General features: G+C 68.9%; 9 protein-coding genes. All 9 read left to right on the plus strand.

All coding sequences use genetic code 11. The annotated features are described in order from the left end of the window. Positions 1–670 precede the first annotated feature (670 nt). The 9 genes from ABS772_RS23425 to ABS772_RS23465 all read left to right on the plus strand — a co-directional run bounded on the left by ABS772_RS23425 (position 671) and on the right by ABS772_RS23465 (position 14,794). Positions 671–1,249: a tetratricopeptide repeat protein gene (locus ABS772_RS23425; protein ID WP_350397090.1), complete on the plus strand. Its 579-nt coding sequence runs from the start codon at positions 671–673 to the stop codon at positions 1,247–1,249. 33 nt (positions 1,250–1,282) lie between these two features. Further along, entirely contained in the window at positions 1,283–3,046 is a 1,764-nt protein-coding gene (locus tag ABS772_RS23430) for a serine protease (protein ID WP_350397091.1), read from the plus strand. A gap of 12 nt (positions 3,047–3,058) precedes the next feature. Beyond that, positions 3,059–4,411 (plus strand): hypothetical protein, encoded by a 1,353-nt coding sequence (locus ABS772_RS23435; RefSeq protein WP_350397092.1) that lies wholly within the window; start codon positions 3,059–3,061, stop codon positions 4,409–4,411. 50 nt (positions 4,412–4,461) lie between these two features. Beyond that, entirely contained in the window at positions 4,462–7,572 is a 3,111-nt protein-coding gene (locus ABS772_RS23440; RefSeq protein ID WP_350397093.1) for a virulence factor SrfB, read from the plus strand. Positions 7,573–7,574: 2 nt separating this feature from the next. Next, positions 7,575–10,226 carry a virulence factor SrfC family protein gene (locus ABS772_RS23445; RefSeq protein ID WP_350397094.1) on the plus strand — a complete coding sequence of 884 codons (2,652 nt, stop codon included), beginning with the start codon at positions 7,575–7,577 and terminating at the stop codon, positions 10,224–10,226. A 25-nt stretch (positions 10,227–10,251) separates the two neighbouring features. Next, a complete protein-coding gene (locus tag ABS772_RS23450; protein ID WP_350397095.1) occupies positions 10,252–11,331 on the plus strand; it encodes a hypothetical protein in 1,080 nt (359 codons plus the stop codon). A gap of 233 nt (positions 11,332–11,564) precedes the next feature. Next, positions 11,565–13,223 (plus strand): hypothetical protein, encoded by a 1,659-nt coding sequence (locus tag ABS772_RS23455; protein WP_350397097.1) that lies wholly within the window; start codon positions 11,565–11,567, stop codon positions 13,221–13,223. A 37-nt stretch (positions 13,224–13,260) separates the two neighbouring features. Further along, positions 13,261–13,845 carry a tetratricopeptide repeat protein gene (locus tag ABS772_RS23460; protein ID WP_350397098.1) on the plus strand — a complete coding sequence of 195 codons (585 nt, stop codon included), beginning with the start codon at positions 13,261–13,263 and terminating at the stop codon, positions 13,843–13,845. A 4-nt stretch (positions 13,846–13,849) separates the two neighbouring features. Then, complete coding sequence (locus tag ABS772_RS23465) at positions 13,850–14,794, plus strand: tetratricopeptide repeat protein (RefSeq protein WP_350397099.1); 945 nt, start codon at positions 13,850–13,852, stop codon at positions 14,792–14,794. Positions 14,795–15,096 lie beyond the last annotated feature (302 nt).

Genomic DNA, 15,096 nt, shown 5'->3' on the forward strand with positions numbered 1-15,096 from the left:
GGCGCGAAGCGGCAAGTATGGATCAAGCACCCTGCGCCCGCTCCTCATGTCCGGCGGACGATTTCCGCTGGTGAACGCCTCGACGACATAGCCGACAGTGGTCATTGCGCCGCCGAGGATCAGCACGCCGGCCATCAGCGGGAACGGCCGGCGCTCCGCTAGCGCGAGGGCAACCACAGGGGCAGGGCCGTTCCCCGTCGCCACCGGCCGGACCGAGGCCAGTGGGATCAGACCGAGGATCAGTGGTAGAGACACCGCGAGTTGCACTCAGGCACGAAACTGCCCAGGCCAAGGCCAAGGAGCCGGGTCAGCGCGCTACCGGCGGTGGCAGTGCCGCCCCAAAACCGCACGGCCCTGGCCCACTGTGGGCACCGTGCGGGCGAACCCAGGCACGAGAGCTGTGCCCCCGTTGCCCGTCGCGTGCTCTACCTGCTCCGCCCGGTCACCACCTGTGGCCCGGCCGCGACACCGACCAAACCATCCCCAGCCAACGCCGACGAAACCCCGCCTCACCCTTCCCGACGATGACTTGAGATTGTAGATCTTTCGCCCTGTGGGCGACCTCGCTGAACCGTGCTGACCTCGTTCGATGGTGCTTCCATTGGCTACCCTTGAACGCTCACGCACGTACCCGTCTGGCACCACGCATCTTTTGTTTAGTGCGATGCTAGTGACGAGCCTTATCGGTCCGGCCGCTGCGCTCGAAGAACTTCGAGACGGCGGGGCAATTCAGATGTGTGATCGATTGGCGAGTGCTCCCTGGGATCCGGACGCCCCCGACTTACAGCACACGGTCGCCTTCCAGAGCCTGCGCGCGAGCGAGGCTATCGCGGCGTGCCGGGAGGCCATCGACCAAGCGCCACGCTTACGCCGACTGCACTTTCAACTCGGCCGCAGCTTCGATCGTCTTGGGGCCAACCAGGATGCCTTCCAGGCCTATCAACGAGCGGCAGACCTCGGAAGTGGCGCGGCTAAGGTCAACATCGGTATCCTCTTCCGGCAGGGGCGTCGTTTCGAGAAGAACGACGTCAAGGCGCGTTCCTGGTTTCTTGACGCCGCCAAGTCCGGCATCCCGGAGGGCATGTACTGCTACGCCACTGCCCTCGATAACGGGATCGGCGGGCTGCCCGACGTTGCGTCGGCCAAACTGTGGTACGCGAAGGCCGCCGAACGGGGGACTGCGAAGGCCCGCGACGCGCTCGTCCGCCTCGAGATCGACGGCGCTGGCACGGGGGCGCGCTGTGATTAAGCGCAGCCATCGGCACGCCATCAAGGGCCGGCTATGACCAGTTCGCCGCGCTTTGTCGCTAGCCGCACGCTGTCCGGACTCGAGACCGTCGAGATGGACGGACGGCCCGTCGTCGAGGCCTACGAACGCCTGCGCGACCTCCTGCGGCGCCACGGCGGCGACATTACCAGCCTCTTCGCCGAGCCCGTGATCTCTCACAGCAACGGTGCGGCGCCGGCCCGGATCGATTGGTACACGACCCACGAGGGCCCCGTCCGTTCCTTGGCCGACCTCGACCCGCCGCTGGCCGATGCCCTGCGCCGCCGCATCCGCGCGGCGCTCGCGGCGCTGGCTCCAACGCTGCGCGACCCCGACGGGGGCGCGTTCGCCTCCGCCTGCCTCAACCTCGCATCACCCAGCTCCGTCCTCGCGGTCGGGGACGCGCCGCTCTTCGTCGACTGGGGCCTGCTCCCGGCGGGTCTAACAGCCGATGACCGCGGACGCGCGCGCCACCACGCGGAAGTCCTGCACGCGCTCGCGCCCGATGATCTGCCTGATCCCCCGATCAACCGCGACGACTGGGCGGCCAACTTCAAGCCAACGCCCCCCTCGTCCCCCGCCGGGCCCCCCAGTCCCCGGCAGCGGCGGTCAGCCCAACCGGCAGGAAGCGCGGTGACAGTGCCGATCCTCGCGGCCGCGATCGCCGCCGCGCTCGTCGCGCTATCCTACGTCCCGGGCGTGCTGATCTTCCCGCAGCCCCCGCAAGCGATGACAGTCGAGGCGCGGGCTGTGCAGACGGCGTGGCTCGACGGCCTCAGACAGCGCCGAGAGACCTTGGCCGCTGCCGAGGGGTTCGCCTGCCCCAAGCTCCGCTCCGAACTGCCAACGCTCGTCCCACAAAGCCCGGCGGGTGTGCGCTTGCCGGCGAACGCAGTGGCGCCGCCGCAGGCCCGCGCTAGTCTGGATGCGGTCGATGCGTCGAACTCAGCGGCTCGGTCCGATGCGTCCGGGACCGACGGCCTTGTTGACCGGCTCGAGCGCGGCACCGTCCTCGTCCTGGCCGGTGAGGCCGCCGGATCAGGCTTCTTCGTCGCGGACGATCTTGTGGTAACCAACCGACACGTCGTCGAGAACGCGCCTGCCCTTGTGATCGCTGGGCGGCACACCGGCGCTGTCCCGGCAACTCTCGTGCGGATGGGCGAATCCGGCACGTTGACCGACTTTGCCCTGCTGCGGGTGCCACCCCGGACTGGGGGGCGCCCGCTTACCTTGGCGCCACCGGGCCGCCCTCTCACGCCGGTCGTCGGCTCAGGCTTTCCCGGCCTCTACCTCGGAACCGACCCGACTTTCGGCCGCCTTCGAGACGGCGATGCTGCGGCGAGCCGGGATCTCGTTCCGGTTCTCCAGACCGGGGTAATCAACCATTTGCAGCGCTACGATGAGGCCGCCGTGACACTCGTCCTGCACGGCGCCGAGATCGCGCCCGGCAACAGCGGGGGGCCCCTTGTCGACTATTGCGGCCGCGTCGTCGGCGTGAACACCTTCGGTCGGACTGACGACCGCCTGCCGGTAACCGCGCGCTACGCACTGGGGTCCGACGGACTGGCCGCCTTTCTGACGACGGCGGGCGTGAGCGTGAGCCTCGACCCCCGCCCCTGCGATCTCCAGGCGACCGCGCGACCGGAGGCCACGGCCGCCGCGGAGCCGACGGAGGCTGCTGCCCCGTCGAGTCCGGCTCCGGCTGCCCAGACGGCACCGCGGCCGGACGCACGCCCCGCTCCCCGTCCGGGCCCCGCCGCCCGATCGCCGGCACGCTGAAGGCCCGCAACCATGTCGGCCACCACGAAGCTCACCGAAACCCCGCGCCAGGGGCTCGACCCGGTCAACCCCAAGCTTGCCCAGCAATTCGAGCAGCTCGTCGATGTACTGACGCGCCGTTTGAGCCCGGCACATGCCCGCCTACTCTCTGAACCCGTACCTGTCGCGATGTCCGGCGGCCGCCCGGGCCTCGCCTGGTTCGCCGCGATCGACGGCGACGCGTACCCCGTTTCGGAGCTCGACGCGGCCACAGCCGACGCTCTGCGTGCCGCCGCCGCGCGGCTAACCTCCGAGATCGCGGCGCTGGCCGACGAGCTCGAGCGGGAGGGTGAGGCCTCGCGCGAACTGGCCCGTCTCCTGCGCGATGCTCTCGTCGTGCCGGACAATGCGTACCTCTGGTCGGTCGACAGAGAGCCGGTCCTGGTCGCCTGGGGCTACCGCCGCGCGGGCGGGAACGGCCCTGCGGTCACGCGTGCCGGCGTCATCACCGCGAGCACGGCCCCTACCCTGCAGCCTGCCACCACGAAGGCTCCCTCGCCCGCAGCACCGGTGCACGTTGAAACTCCCCCCGGGCCGCCCCCATCCCCAGTCGCGGCCGGGATGACCCGCCGCGTCTGGGTCGCACCGGTGCTGTGGCTCGTGTTCGTGCTGCTGTGCGGCGTCCTAGCCGACCGTCTGCTGCAGGCTTGCGCCGTGGGCGACGCGGGCTGGCCGTCCTGGCTGCGCGCCGTCCTCCCAGACCGCTGCCCCGCGCCGTCGGTCGCCTTCGACCCGGCGGCAGCGTCCGTGCTCGCTGCGATCCGGGCTGCCGATGGCGAGGTACACGCCGCGGAGCTCGCGCTCACGCGGCGCGCGCTGTCGTGCGACGCGAGCTGCCTCGTCCCGCCGCGAAGGGCCGCGGTCGAGACCCCGCGGGCGATCCCGATCGATGTCGAGCGGCGGCTCGAAGGGATCGAACGCGGGCGGGGCCTCGAATTGACACTAGCCTGGGAGGGGGCGTCCGACCTCGACCTCCAAGTGGCCTGCCCGGATCAATCGCGCATCGCGTTCAACAACCGCACAGCCTGCGGCGGACGGCTCGTAGCCGATCAGAACCACGATGGCGGGACGGGCGCCAGCCGCCCGGTCGAGCACGTGATCTGGGACGCAGCGCCCGCGCCCGAGGGCCGCTACGCGGTCGAGGTCAGCCTCTTCGCCCGCCATGGCGAGACCCGACCGGAGGTCCCGTTCCAAGTCGTCTTGTCCCGCGGTGGGCAGGTTGTCACACAGCGTTCCGGCCGGGTCTCGGCCGAGCGCGTCGGCCTCGGCGTGCTGACCTTCGACATGCCGGCTACGATCGCGGCGGGGGGCTCCTCCGTGCCCTAGTCCACCCGCCCCCGACACGTCGTCCGCCACACTCGAGACCCTTACCCGCGATGTACGTCGATCCCGTCCAATTCGGTCCCACGATACGACTGGTGCCTCACAGCGGCGTGCAGTTCGTCGAGTATGCCTTCCATGTCGATGCTGTCGGCCGCCTGTCACGCCGCTTCGTCGAGCGCGAGGTTCCGGGCGGGGTACAGGCCGATGGGCGCCGGACCTACCGCCTACTCCCGACCTGGGACGAGGACGACCCCATCGGGAACGAGGTCGAGAGCGCACGCGCTAACGACCGCGAATACGCGGTCAGCGAGCGCAGCGCCCTTGAGGTCTTCCTTGAGAAGTGGACGCCGGTACCGATGCTGCGCGTCAAGGCTGGGCTCGACGGCGGCGAGGAACTCGACCTCGGCCCAACCAACTGGGCGCGGGTGCGCGTAGTCGAGGTCGCCGATCGTGCGCCCGACAGCCCAATCAGCCACCGCGTCGTCTTCGCCTTCGACACCGAACTCCTAGAGCGGCGGCCGAACCGTCCCTACACCGCACCCTGTCTCGAGGACGCTGCCAACGAGCACGAGTTCCGCTTCGCCCACCGCTTCCGCGATATCGGCTGGTTCCTGGGGGCCGCCGGGGAGGACGACGCGGGTCGCCAACGCGCAGGCTTCCAGGAATGGGTCCCGTCCTGGTTGCTGGAGCAATTCCGCGAGTTCAAACAGGCCCAGCGCCCCGACCGGCCTTTACGTGAGACGGACTTCCCGAACGCGCTGGAGCACTACGCCCGCTACCTCGTCTTGCTCGAGTACCTGCAACGGGCGGTGCGGCCGCGGACCTTGCGCCTCACCGACACGGTGACCGCTCAACCGGCGATCCGCCCTGTCACCGTCGATCTCATCCTCGACATCGGCAACAGCCGCACCTGCGGTATCTTGATCGAGTCCCACCCCAACGAGGATCGGGTTGATCTCAACAACTCGTTCGTGCTGCAGCTGCGCGACCTCACGGAGCCCGAGCAGGTCTACACCGAACCGTTCGAGAGCCACGTTGAACTGTCCCACGCCAAGTTCGGGCGCGACCACCTTTCGCGGCTGTCGGCGCGACCACGAGCGTTCTTCTGGCCGAGCCCCGTCCGGGTGGGACCCGAAGCCGGTCGCTTCCGCGAGCTCGCGCAGGGGACGGAAGCGGTAGGCGGTCTGTCGAGCCCCAAGCGCTACCTGTGCGACGTCCGAGCCGTGAACCAGGAATGGCGCTTTCCTGACCGCGACTATGGTGCGGACGGCACGAGCCCGCTCATCGACCGCACCATCCGACAGTACGTCAACAGCCGCGGCGACGTCATCGCGCAGCTCGATGCCGATCGGAAACGCTACGGGATCCGGGTGCAGCCCGACGATCGCGTCGGGGCCTCGCGGCTCACCTTTTCGCGCTCGTCCTACTTCACGTTCATGGTGGCGGAGATCGTCTGCCACGCGCTGTCGACCATCAACAACGCCGGAGTGCGTGAACGGCGGCGTACCAAGGACGCGCCGCGCAAGCTGCGTCGGATCATCCTCACCCTGCCGCCGGCCATGCCCGTGCAGGAGCAGCGCCTGCTCCGCTCGCGCGCGGAAGGGGCGGTCAAGCTCATCTGGCAGCTCATGGGCTGGGCCGACAACCCGCCGCCCGGGCTGAGCGCGCCCGAGGTGCACGTATCCTGGGACGAAGCGAGCTGCGTCCAGTTCGTCTACCTGTACGGCGAGATCACGCAGAAACTCGGTGGCGCGGTGGACGGCTTCCTGCGCCTCGTCGGCCGCCCAAGGCCGTTCACGGAGCCAGACACGCCGCCCGCCCCAGACGCCGCGCCGGAACCTTCGGTACGCATCGCCAGCATCGATGTCGGCGGCGGCACCACCGACCTGATGATCACGACCTACTACGCAGAGGGCAACCGCGCGATCAAACCGGTGCAGAACTTCCGCGAGGGATTCCGCATCGCAGGCGACGACATACTCAAGCGGGTCATCGAGCGCCTCGTTCTGCCCACCATCGAGGCTGCCCTACGCTCGGCTGGGCACCCCGACCCGCACGCGCTGTTGCTGGAGCGCTTCGGTGGCGACCGGGCCAACATGGCCGAGCAGGAGAAGCATCTACGGCGTCAGTTCGTGTCGCGGGTGCTGGAGCCGATCGGCCTGCGAATGCTCGGCGACGTGGAGGCGAGTGCCGAGATCACCGCGCGGCCGTTCCCCGAGTTCTTCCCCGAGCGCGGGGGCCGCACGTCGCGCCGCGCCCTGCCGCAACAACGCCTTCTCGACTTCTTGGAAGTGCCGGCCCGTGCGGGTGGCGCGGTCGGCTTCTCCTTGACGGACTGCGTCTTCGAGAGCCGCGCCGAAGTCGTCGCGACCTGCGTCATCTCAACCCTCGACCTCGTCCTCGACAACTTGTGCGAAGCCATCCACGCGCTGGATGCCGACGTGGTGCTACTCTCGGGCAGGCCCTCGCGGCTCGATGCCTTCGTCGATCTCCTCGTCGACAAGCTGGCCGTCTCGCCGGACCGGGTGGTGCCGCTGCACCAATATCAGGCTGGCAACTGGTACCCGTTCCGCGAGCGCGACAACCGCCGGATCGGCGATCCGAAAACCACCACGGCGGTTGGCGGCATGCTCTGCGCGCTGGCTGAGGGACAGCTCACCAATTTCACGCTGTTCACCCGCCGCCTCGGGCTGCGCTCAACCGCCCGCTACATCGGCGAACTGGAGCTGAGCGGCCAGCTGCGCGACGCCGGGCTGTGTTTCCGCGACGTGGACCTCGATGCCCCGCCCGCCGACCGGCGCGCTGGACCGGCGATGAGCGCCAAGCTGCGCTACTATGCACCGATGCGACTGGGCTACCGACAGCTCCCGGTCGAGCGCTGGATCGCCACGCCGCTCTACCGGCTGCGGATGCGCGCGGGCGAGGCGGCGGCGAACCTTCGGCTGCCGATCGAAGTCGCGCTGGAGCGCGTCGGCGACGGCCGGCCCGACGACGACGGCCCAGACGCGCTGATCCGGTCAGAATCCATGAAGGAAGAGTTCGAAATTACCGACGCCTACGACGCGGACGGCCTCGACGTAAGGCGAAAGATAGAACTCGTCCTCGATACTCTGCCCTCGGAGCAGGGATACTGGCTCGACACCGGCATTCTTACCCTGGATTGAACGTGCCAGACCCGATCGAAGATACATCGACCGCCGACATGTCGACTGAAGATCTGACGCAGGATTGCCGTGACACCCGCCGCTTGGCCGACGACGCCGAGCGCTGGCTCGGCGATGAGGCCAATGCCGGGGTCGTTGGGCGCGAGCGCGAGGATCTTGTCCGCTACGTCCGTAAGGCGGGCCACCGCGCTGATCGCCTTGCGCGTGCAGCGCAGCGTCCGATGTGCGCTGGCGTGTTCGGGCCGAGCCAGGCGGGCAAATCCTATCTCGTCGAAGTGCTGGCGCGCCCGGAAGGCGGGGCCCTACGCGCGCGCTTCGACGGGCGCGCGGCCATTGATTTCCTCGCCGAAATCAACCCAATCGGCGAGAAAGAGTCGACGGGGCTCGTCACGCGTTTCAGCGCCGCTCACCAACCGGGGACGCCGCCGGGTCTGCCAGTGCGGCTGCGCGTGTTGTCCGAGGCCGATATCGTCAAGGTCCTGTGCAACACCTTCCTGCACGACGGCGACACGACCAAGGAGAGCCCGCCCACGGCGGAAGAGATCGCTGCCCTCCTCACCAACCTGAAGCCAGCCGTCCGCACGGGTGCCGCGCGCCTCACCGAAGCCGAGATCGACGACCTGCAGGACTACCTGCGCGACCAAGCTCGTGGCACGCGTTACCTGGACGCCCTGGCCCGTTACTGGGACGGGGCACGCGCGCTCGCCGGTTGCCTCGCCCTCAACGAGCGCGCTCGGCTGTTCGCCCCGCTTTGGGGCGGACACGCGGCGTTCACCGGCCTCTACCGCCAGCTTGCAGAGGCGCTCGAACGCCTGGGCCATCCAGAGGAAATCTTCGCGCCGCTCGAAGCGCTGGTGCCGCGCGAGGGCAGCATTCTTGACGTGGCGACGCTCGCGGGACTTGGCGCGAGTGCATCGAGTGACACGCTGACCGTGCGGGCGGCAGGCGGATCGGCAGTCTCGCTGCCGCGGGCTACAGTCGCCGCGATCACGGCCGAGCTGCGCATCGAGATCGCCGACGCGCCCCGCGCCTTTCTGGGGGAGGCCGATCTCCTCGACTTCCCCGGGGCGCGCAGCCGCCAGAAGGTCGATCTCGGCCACTTCCTAACAGCCCAACCCGACGCGCTGAAGGAGACGTTCCTGCGCGGCAAGGTCGCCTACCTGTTCGATCGCTATGTCGCCGAGCAGGAACTGACGGCGATGATGCTGTGCGTCCGGCCCTCCAACCAAGAGGTCGTCACGCTGCCCGACTTAGTGGAGCGCTGGATCGCGCTCACGCACGGGGCGACCCCGGAGGCGCGCGCGCAGCTGCCCAACCTTCTCTTCCTCGTGCTCACGTGGTTCGACAGCCACTTCGTCGACAAAGCGGGCGACGCCGGACAAGACGCAGGCCTGCGCTTTCGCAACCGGATCGAGGCGTCGCTGACGGGTTTCTTCGGCAAGGCTCATGCGTGGCCGCGTGAGTGGACACCGGGGACGCCGTTCCGCAACGCGTACTGGTTCCGCAACCCGAACTATCCAGCCGAGTCGGTGATCCGCTACGAGGGGCGGCGCGAGGTCGCCTTCTTGCCAGAGAAGCAGGGGCGGATCGCGGAGTTGCGCGCTGGGTTCAGCGCTCTGCCGGAGGCTGCTGCGCACTTCCAGGATCTAGGACGCGCCTTCGACGAGGCGCTGCGCCTCAACGACGGCGGGGTGAGCTACCTGGTCGAGAACCTCGCACGCGTCTGCCGCCCCGCTCTGAAGGCCCAACAGATTGCTTCCCGGCTCGACGCACTGAGGGCAGAGATGCGGGAGCGGCTGGCCCGCTTCCACGTCGCCCTCGACATCGAGACGCGCCTCGCGGAGCGACGTGAGGCGGCAGGGCAGGTGTTCGATGCCCTCGACCCTGTCGTCGCTGCTGGCAGCCTCGGCTCACTCCTGCGTGCCCTCCTCGTCGATCCCGCGGCGCTTACCGACATCCTGCATGGAACCGAGGTGGCCCCCCAGGAGGCTCACCAGTCGGCCGCGCCGCTGCCTACCGCGCCGCGCGTCGTTCGACCCGGATCGATTGCGCGTCCGGGAGCACCGGCAGCCCGGCCTCAGCCAGTCGCTCCCGTACTCGATCGCGAGCGCACTATGGCGCGCGCCGCGCTCGGTGCCTGGATCGATCACCTCAATCGCACCGTCGAGGCGGAAGGATTCGGGCGCCGCTTCGCCGTGCCACTGACCGCAATGGAGATCGTGGTCGGCGAGCTGATCACACTCGCCCGCCGCGCCGATGTCGAGGGGACGATCGCCGCCGACCTTCGGACGCTGGCAACCGTCGAACGGTCCGAGCAGTCCACAGCCAAACTCGCCCTGATCGCCGCCACTCGCCTCAATCGGCTTGCAGGAGGGCTCGGCTTCAACCTCGTGCCGCCTGCCGGGGAGCGCCCGTCGATCGAAGAGGACGAAGGCGTGCGGATCGCCTTCGCGCCGCGCCCGATAAGTTACGACGCGCGCGCGATTACGCAGGCGCCGGCGACGTTCGCGCACGCCTACGCGACCGACTGGTTCCATGGGTTCTACCGCGTGGCCGAGGACAACGCGAAGAGCGCGTCCGGCGTAACGATCGACCTGGAGCAGAACGCCAGGATCGGTGCGATCCTCTCCGGCCTCCAGCCGCGCGTGGCCTGATTCCTCGGTCCTGGAAACACCCACCATGACAATCCGCATTACCGAGGACGAGGCCGAGACCGGCGGCTATGCCTTCGTCGACCTTGGCCGGCCCGCGCCCTCAGCGCTGCTATCGTTCCGCCGCCAGGACGCCGAGCCCCGCCACCTCGGCGCCGAAGGCTGGCAGCCGGAAGTAGCTTGGCTCGCGCCACTGTCGATCAGCGAGCGTGACGGCCGTGCCGTCGCGCGGTTTGGGCCGAACGTCGTCGATCGCATCGAGGAACTGGTCCCGATCGAGATCGTGGCGCAGGACGGCACATCGTTCGGCGTGGTTTCCTGGCCGTTCATTACGCCGGCCCCGGCCGGGTACGGAATCCTCGCCGCGGCGCCAGTCGCCCCGCTCAGCCTGACGGAGACCGCCGCACGGGACGTGTCACCGGAGGTCCCGGTTGTAGCCGACGCGGAGAATGCGCCAGCGTCGGCCCTTGATCCACCCACGCCGCCGAACGCTGCGCGGGCAAGTCTGCCGCTTGCCGAGGTGACGGTTGAAAGGCGTCCTCGGGTCTGGCCGGTGGCCGCTGCGCTGTTCCTCGGTCTGGCTCTGGCCGCGGCCGGTGGCGCCTACGTCTACCGGGACGATCTGCGCATGATCTTAGCCGCCTGGGAAACGCCGCAGCCAACGTCGAGCAACACGCCGCCGGTTGTGGAACAGGCACCCGTGACCCTGGCTGCTCCTTCGCAGGAGGCGCCGCGCCCCTCGGCGGCGGAGCTGCGCCAGCGGTATACTCGCCTTATCGAAGAGCGCGCGTCCGCGCCCGCGTTCCTCGATCTGGGCGAGACAGCGCTCGCCGCGCACCAGGGGGGGACCGCATTCCGTGCCTTCGAGGAGGCCGACCCGGTCGCGAACGCGGACGCCGCATGGCAGCTCGCGCGCTTCTACGATCCTAGCAACCCCGACGCGGTTGCTCGCACGGCGGCGCGGCCCGACGCTGTGCGCGCCGCCTACTACTACGCCCTGTGGCGCAACCGCTCGCCCCGACACACCGATGCGCTGCGGGGGTTGTGCGATGCGAACACGGACCTCGCGGGCCGCGACGAGCGTCTGCGCACCATCTGCCGCCCGTGATGCGAACCAGCCGAGCCGCGATGACCGTCCCCTCTCACGACCCGCCCGCGATGCCGAGCACGCCCGCCGTGGCCCCACACGCCCTGATCAGCCATGCCATGATCACCCACGTTCGAGATGGCCATCGACGGATCGCCGCTGCGCTAGCAGTAGCGCTCAGCCTCACTCCCGCTATCGGGCACGCGGCCGCGCCGGGGCTCGCAATTCAAGCCGCGACGGGGCGGAGCTCCGCGGTGACCACCCAGCGCATCGCGCTACTGATAGTGCCGCAGCCGGCAGCCGCCAGCGGCCGGGCGGCGACCGCCCATGCCGACGAGGAAGCTTACCGCAAGCGGCTGCGGGACATCGGCTTCGACGTGTGGACGCTCGGCCCCGCCGACCGCCCGCAGCTGGAGCGAGGCCTTCGGGAGGCAGTCGCCCGCCTGCCGGAGGACGTGCAGATCGCGGTGTTCGCGTTAGGCCCGAGCGTCGGCGGCACGGACGACGTCCACATTCTGCCGAAGGACGCCCCATCGGACGCCAGCCAGCGTCCGGACATGCTCGATAGCGAGGGGCTGCGCCTGAGTGACCTGCTGCGCCGGATCTCCCAGCGCCGGGCACGCGACCTCGTGGCCGTAGTCGATGAGTGCCAGCCGGCTGCGGGCGGGCGCTGCGACTTCGACGCGGCGGCGGGCGCATCGGGCGCCAGCATCATCGGCAGCGAGCGTGCCGGGCGGCGCAGCCCCTCCGGGGCACCTCTCGCCGGGCGCGCCTCGTTGCGTGAGCCGATGCTTGGGGCGATGGCGCAGGAGGGCGAGAGCTTCCTACAGTCGTTTGCCTTCCTGCGCCGCGCTCTCAGCGACAGTGATCTGGAGCCGCGCGCCAGCGGCTCGCTCACCACGTCGTTCGCGTTCCTGCCGCAAGGCTTCTTCGCGGGACTGCCCTCCGCTTGCAACCGCATCGACCCGAACGCAGACCCAGCGTCCTTGCGTGGAGTAAACCTCGACCCCCCGATCGGCGCCTGCGAGGCGGCGACCGCAACCTATCCCTACGCCCGCGCATTCGAGGATCGGCGCCAAGCCGGACGGGAGCAGCGTGCCTTCCAGAAGGCTACCGCCTCGTGCGAGGACGGGACCGCCATCGCGAGCTACAGCGCGGCTTACCCGGCGGGCCGTTTCCGTGGCCTCGTCGATAACTTCAGCATCGACTGCAATCGCAAGCGCGACCGCCAGGAGGCGGACGAACGGCGTCGACGCGAGGAAACGGATCGCCAGCGGGAGGCTGAGCGGCAGCGACAGGAGGTTGAGCGTCAGCGACAGGAGGATGAGCGGCGCCGAAGAGAGGAGCTGGACCGGCAAAGGGAGGCGGCTAGGCTCGAACAGGAGCGACTCGAGCGGGAGAGGCAAGCTCTGCGTGCCCCCGCCAGCAGCGCTTCGGGGTGGACGCTGAACTTCGCGAGCAACCTGCTCGAGATCAGGCCGATGATGAACGACCAGTACGACGCTCAGAAGCAAACCTACACCACGATCTGGCGCTCGCGGCAGCACGGCGATCAAGTGATGATGTACGTCCAGATCAGTCCGAACGAGCGCTGCGGCAGCGCGCAGCAGTACATCGCCGAGCAGATCCGCCCCCGGCGTGGTCAGGTTAGCCGCTCACAGGAAGTCAACTCGGCGCCTGGGCGGGCGGGCTTCGTCCTCGAGGGACGCGGAACCGCCGTCGCCCAGGGCAGCTTCGACGACCGCAGCTTCTACGACTTCGCCACCGTGCGGCGCGACGATCGCAGTACGATCATCAACATCGGGGCGCGCTTCCCTGCTGAATACAGCGATCTGTATCGGGCTGAGCTGCTGCGGATGATGAACTCGATGCAGCTGCCCAACCGCGACATCTTCACGAACCGGTGCGGCTAGTAACAGCACCGGACGGCACCGAAGCGAGGGATCGGACGTGCTGGCTTTACGAATTACCGCGATCATCGCAACCTGTATGGTGCTGGTGGCATCCGGACGCCTCGGATCGTCAGCGCTCGCCGACGCCACGCAGGATTGCCGCTCGGGTACGCCGGACATGCGCGTCGCCGGGTGCAGCCGTCTCCTGTCAGAGGCGCGCACGCCACGGCAGCGGGCCATTGCGTTCGATGGACGCTGTTGGGCGCAGATCGATCGTGGTGCGTTCTCCGACGCGCTGGCTGACTGCAACAGGGCCATCCGCGCCGACGACGAGTACCCGTACGCGTACCACAACCGGGGCGTCGCCCTCGCTGGGCTGCAGAATCCGTCGGCGGCGATCGCGGACTTCGACCACGCCCTTGCGATGCGCCCCAACTTCTCGAACACGCTCCTCAATCGGGCGAAGGCCTACATCGCCCTGGGAAACACTTCTGCCGCCATCCGCGATTTCGAGGAAGTCCTGCGGCAGAAGCCTGACAACGAGGAGGCTCGGTCGAACCTTTCTCTGCTGCGAGGTGGACTGTCCGTCGCTGGCGGCTCACTCGTCTCCAATACGCTCTGCGGCTCCGTCGGCTGCAACTGACGCGATGGGCGATGCTGTTGAACAGGTCGGGCTCGCAGCGGACGGCACCGAAGATGCGAGCGCACGATGCCGCTCGACCGCCCGCGTCGGGCGCAGCGCCCAAGCCCAACGCCGCGCTTTCGCCGGCGGATCGACGCCACCGCCGGCACGCAATGGGTCGGCGTTGACCATCGTCTCTGTCGTCGCGCTCACCCTGCTCGGCATGAGCATGGCCGTGCACGCCCGTGAGGCTCCCGCAGACGACGCCAGCGAACGATGCCGCAACGCGGACGAGGCGCTCGTCCGTGTGTCGGCTTGCACGCAGGTGCTGACTGGGACGCGCGACAAATCCAAAATTGGGCAAGCGTACAATCGACGCGGCCATGCCAACGCGGCACTGGAGAATTACGAAGCGGCGGCCCGAGACTTCGCCGAGGTGGCCCGGCTGAATCCGACCGTCGGCGGCTACCAAGACAATCGCGCCAAGGCGCTGCGGCTGGCCGGGCGTCTCGTCGAGGCGTTGGACGCGGCCGATACCGCCGTGCGGCTCGCCCCCGGTCACGCCTTCGTCCTTCGCGGGCGGGCCATGGTCCACGAGGAGATGGGGCGGCTCGATCTAGCGGTCCTCGACATCAGCCGCGGTATGGAGATCGACCCTCGCGACCCGGGGCTGCCGGCGGAACGCGGCCGCCTCTACGCGAAAATGATCAGGGACGAGGATGCCATACAGAATTTCACGGCGGCTCTCGAACTGGACCCGACGCGGACGGACCCGCTGCGGGATCGCGGTCTAGCTTACATCCGGATGGGGCGGACGGATGCGGCACTTGCGGATCTCGCCGCCTACGCTGCGGACCATCCCGACGACGCGCAGGTCGCGGAGGTCTTGAGTGTCCATAAGCAGGCGTCTGCGCCGGGCGGGCGGTCGCCGCTGATCACTGACACGGCAGAGACTGGTGGATTGCCTTAAGGGGCCGGTCCGGCAACCAGGAGGAGCGGGCCGCGAGACGGTTCGACGCGAGCAGAGGGTGGAACCGTGCTCCAGGTCTCGGTGGGGGCGACGGCCAGACGATGTCCGTGGCCGCGATCGGCGTCAGAACGTATGCTCGCCCCGTCGCGGATGAAGCATAGGTCTTGCAGTCTGCACCACGTCCCTGCTACACACCCTGTGACGGCGGCGAAGCTAACCGTCTGCAGTTGCTCAGGTTTTCGCGTGGTAGTCTGGTGGATCCGTATCCAGGTCCCCTAGCCATCTAGTGCACGGACGCCGAC

The sequence above is a fragment of the Methylorubrum podarium genome, from assembly GCF_040270385.1.
GTDB lineage: Bacteria > Pseudomonadota > Alphaproteobacteria > Rhizobiales > Beijerinckiaceae > Methylobacterium > Methylobacterium podarium.

Excerpts from the sequence above, each read along its gene's own strand:
- ABS772_RS23430 (WP_350397091.1), top strand. The coding sequence starts at position 1,283 with ATGACCAGTTCGCCGCGCTTTGTCGCTAGCCGCACGCTGTCCGGACTC.
- ABS772_RS23435 (WP_350397092.1), top strand. The coding sequence starts at position 3,059 with ATGTCGGCCACCACGAAGCTCACCGAAACCCCGCGCCAGGGGCTCGAC.
- ABS772_RS23440 (WP_350397093.1), top strand. The coding sequence starts at position 4,462 with ATGTACGTCGATCCCGTCCAATTCGGTCCCACGATACGACTGGTGCCT.
- ABS772_RS23450 (WP_350397095.1), top strand. The coding sequence starts at position 10,252 with ATGACAATCCGCATTACCGAGGACGAGGCCGAGACCGGCGGCTATGCC.
- ABS772_RS23465 (WP_350397099.1), top strand. The coding sequence starts at position 13,850 with ATGGGCGATGCTGTTGAACAGGTCGGGCTCGCAGCGGACGGCACCGAA.